Genomic DNA, 292 nt, shown 5'->3' with positions numbered 1-292 from the left:
CAGCGTGCTGCCGGCATCAGGTTCCACTTGCGCAGGATCGCCGCGATCTGCTGAGCGTACTTGTCGCGCAACGCGGGCGTTTCCGAGTGATACGCGCCGACGGCTTGCCACGTATTGCCGTATTTGTTCATCTGCCGGCGCAAATGCCAGGCCGCGATGTACACGTTCTTGCACGGCTCCATCAGCGTGCCCTGCGAGATGCCGTATTGAGCCAGCGTGGGCAGGTGAATGGAGTTGATCTGCATGACGCCGTAGTCCGTCGAGCCGTTGGCGTTCTTGTGCTGCGCGTCCG

General features: G+C 62.0%; 1 protein-coding gene. It reads right to left on the bottom strand.

The annotated features are described in order from the left end of the window. Positions 1-292 (bottom strand): lytic transglycosylase domain-containing protein (locus tag EN824_RS34585; protein ID WP_135933235.1); only part of this gene is annotated, 292 nt, incomplete at both ends.

The sequence above is a fragment of the Mesorhizobium sp. M8A.F.Ca.ET.181.01.1.1 genome (genome assembly GCF_004792025.1).
Classification (GTDB): Bacteria; Pseudomonadota; Alphaproteobacteria; order Rhizobiales; family Rhizobiaceae; genus Mesorhizobium.
The sequence above is the reverse complement of the archived record's forward strand: the minus strand, read 5'-3'. Positions and strand labels throughout refer to the sequence as shown.